The sequence below is a fragment of the Actinocorallia lasiicapitis genome (assembly GCF_054778695.1).
This window is the reverse complement of the sequence record NZ_BAAGZI010000626.1, coordinates 1-2,058: the sequence shown is the minus strand read 5'-3', so window position 1 is coordinate 2,058 and position 2,058 is coordinate 1. Positions and strand designations below refer to the sequence as shown.

Genomic DNA, 2,058 nt, shown 5'->3' with positions numbered 1-2,058 from the left:
CTCGAACTGATCGACTTCTTCAACGCCGGGTTCGAGCCGCGCCGCGGGCACCGCGACGAGCGCCGCCCCCAGCACCGCGACGGTCTGCGCCAGCCCGCCGATCTTGTCGCTGCCCGACAGGTGCTTGGCGACCAGGGTCCCCGCCGCGACGCCCGCACCGACCCCGATCCCGCCCACGACCTGCGTCGCGGTCAGCACCGACAGGACCCGCCGCTGGACCGCGATCCGGTAGGAGGTCTGCTGTGCCGTCCACGCCTGGCCGGATCGCACCGAATCCATGATCGCCCTTTTGTTGCGCTAAGCGGGATAAGTGCACGTCAGCTTAGGGGCCGAGATCGTTCCGGCGGAAGGGAGGGCGCGGCGGGCGAAGGTCTCGTTTGTTCGTTTCCTGTTCTCCGCCCGGGCGGGGGACGGCGGCTCCGCGGACGCGTCGAACCGTCAATCTCGCGGCCGTGAAGGTCGCAATAGTCGCGGAGTCGTTCCTGCCCAGGGTGAACGGCGTGACCAACTCGGTCTGCCGGATCCTGGACCATCTCGCCGCTCGCGGGCATGAGGCGCTGGTCGTCGCCCCCGCACCCGGCCCGGACAGCCATGCCGGATTCCCGGTCCGGCTCGTCCCGGGCTTCGCCCTTCCCGTCTACAAGTCGTTCACCGTGGGTGTGCCGGGACGGCAGGTCGAGCACGCGCTGCGCGACTTCCGTCCCGACGTGGTGCATCTGGCCTCGCCCGTCGTGCTCGGCGCGGCGGGCGCCACGGCCGCCCGCAAGCTGGACATCCCGCCCGTCGCGGTGTTCCAGACCGATCTCGCCGGGTTCTTCCGCCGCTACGGGTTCCGCGGCACCGACGCGATGCTCTGGTCGTGGCTGCGCCGCATCCACTCCCGGGCCGACCGGACGCTCGCCCCGTCGCTGCCCACGCTCCGCGAGCTGGAGGAGCAGGGCTTCCCCCGGCTCGCGCTCTGGGGCCGCGGCGTCGACCAGGTCGCGTTCAACCCCGCGCACCGCAGCGACGAGCTGCGCGCCAGGCTCGCCCCCGCGGGCGAGACCCTGGTCGGGTATGTGGGGCGGCTCGCGCCGGAGAAGCAGGTCGAGCTGCTGGCCCGGCTGGTCGGCGTGCCGGGCGCGCGGCTCGTGGTCGTCGGGGACGGGCCCGCCGAGGAGCGGCTGAAACGGCTGCTGCCCGAAGCCGTCTTCACCGGATTCCAGAGCGGACTCGACCTGTCCCGCACCCTCGCCTCCCTGGACGTCTTCGTGCACACCGGGGCGAACGAGACCTTCTGCCAGACCGTCCAGGAGGCCCTCGCCTCCGGAGTGCCCGTGGTCGCGCCCGCCGCCGGCGGTCCGCTCGACCTGATCAGACCCGGCGTCAACGGGCTGCTGTTCCAGCCGTCCAACGGCACCTCGCTGCGCGAGGCCGTCACCACGCTCGTCAGCGACACCGCGATGCGCGCCCGGCTGGCCGCCGGCACCCTCCCCTCGGTGCGCCCGCGCACCTGGGAGGCCGTCTGCGACCAGCTCCTCTCCCACTACTCCGAGGTCATCTATGGTTCCGCCGCACGCCGCGCGGCCTGAGTTCCCGCTCGTCGTCTCGGTCCACGACGTCGCGCCCGCGACGCTCACCGAGACGGCGACGTGGCTCGCCGACCTGGACGCGCTGGGCGTCCCGGCGACCCTCCTGGTCATCCCCTCGGCCTTCGGGGGCGGCCCGTCCCTCACGGACGCCCCCGCCACCGTCGCCGCCCTCACCAAGGCGCGCGGCGACGGCCATGAGCTGTCCCTGCACGGCTACACCCATGCCGGAGTGCCGGGCGGGCCGCCCTGGCGGCAGCAGGTCAACCGGGTCATGGCCAGGGGAGCGGGCGAGTTCTGCGCGCTCCCCGAGGCCGAGGCGCGCCGCCGCTTGGCCGACGGCCGCGCCGTCCTGTCCGGTGCGGGCATCGAGGTCACCGGGTTCACCCCGCCGGGATGGCTCGCCTCACCCGGCACCCGCCGCGCCCTGGACGCCCTCGGCTTCGGCTACTGGACCAGCCAGGCCGCCGTCCACGACCTGCGGACCGGC

The 2,058-nt window shown here is 73.7% G+C and carries 2 protein-coding genes and 1 pseudogene; 2 read left to right on the top strand and 1 reads right to left on the bottom strand.

Annotation, left to right across the window (positions count from 1 at the left end; genetic code table 11):
• Positions 1–279 (bottom strand): annotated as a pseudogene (locus tag ACYVE7_RS33080) (hypothetical protein); the annotation flags it as partial.
• A 173-nt stretch (positions 280–452) separates the two neighbouring features.
• Between ACYVE7_RS33080 and ACYVE7_RS33075 the strand changes: the two are divergent.
• Both ACYVE7_RS33075 and ACYVE7_RS33070 read left to right on the top strand, forming a co-directional pair.
• Positions 453–1,571 (top strand): glycosyltransferase family 4 protein, encoded by a 1,119-nt coding sequence (locus tag ACYVE7_RS33075; RefSeq protein ID WP_460370398.1) that lies wholly within the window; start codon positions 453–455, stop codon positions 1,569–1,571.
• The coding region (locus ACYVE7_RS33070) for a DUF2334 domain-containing protein (RefSeq protein WP_460370396.1) at positions 1,543–2,058 on the top strand (516 nt) is incomplete at its 3' end. The genes ACYVE7_RS33075 and ACYVE7_RS33070, both read left to right, overlap by 29 nt.